This window comes from Citrobacter sp. ANG330 (assembly GCF_047467925.1).
Lineage (GTDB): Bacteria > Pseudomonadota > Gammaproteobacteria > Enterobacterales > Enterobacteriaceae > Citrobacter_A > Citrobacter_A amalonaticus_G.
On record NZ_JASJUI010000032.1, the window covers coordinates 1 to 713 of the forward strand.

The following is a 713-nucleotide window of genomic DNA, read 5'->3' on the forward strand; positions in this document are numbered from 1 at the left end:
AATAAATATCCTCCGGCATAGCCGGAGGTTTTTCAAATGCGCCTGTAAGGCTCTCTTTCCAGCTGCGCCCTAACAGGCGCGTACGATCTGACATTTGCATCTGACTTCGTTACTTACGGCCCGTAAACGGGCTGCCCGGATAAGGGATCGATAACTGCTCTCCCATTTTATCCTCTTCAAGCTGGTGCTTTATGTACTCTTGTATCTTTGCCGTGTTCTTGCCTACCGTATCTACATAGTAACCCCGGCACCAGAACTCCCTGTTTCTGTATTTGAACTTCAGGTCTCCAAACTGCTCATAAAGCATCAGACTACTTTTTCCCTTTAGATAACCCATAAACCCCGAGACACTCATTTTCGGCGGGATCTCCACAAGCATATGGATATGATCTGCACAGCATTCTGCTTCCAGGATCCGTACGTTTTTCCACTCACACAGCTTTCTTAAGATGCTGCCTACCGCCCTGCGTTTCTCTCCGTAGAACGCTTGTCTTCGGTATTTGGGCGCAAAAACTATGTGATATTTACAGTTCCATCGGGTGTGCGCTAAGCTCTTTTCGTCCCCCATAGGGACCCCCTTTTGATTTCTTGTTTGACTCTTGCAGTTGCCAGACCGCAAGGTGTTTTAACAAATCAAAAGGGGTTTTAATAACGGGGCCAAAGCTGAAAGCTTTACTGAACCCCCAGCCTAGCTGGGGGTTTTCTGTGCACAA

Annotated in this window: 2 protein-coding genes; both read right to left on the reverse strand. The window is 47.5% G+C overall.

Features of this window, described 5'->3' with window-relative positions; all coding sequences use genetic code 11:
• Positions 1 to 109: 109 nt before the first annotated feature.
• A complete protein-coding gene (gene tnpA, locus QNN88_RS22795) occupies positions 110 to 568 on the reverse strand; it encodes an IS200/IS605-like element IS200F family transposase (protein ID WP_414242144.1) in 459 nt (152 codons plus the stop codon).
• Positions 525 to 713: hypothetical protein (locus tag QNN88_RS22800; protein WP_414242145.1), on the reverse strand; the 189-nt coding region annotated here is incomplete at its 5' end. The genes tnpA and QNN88_RS22800, both read right to left, overlap by 44 nt.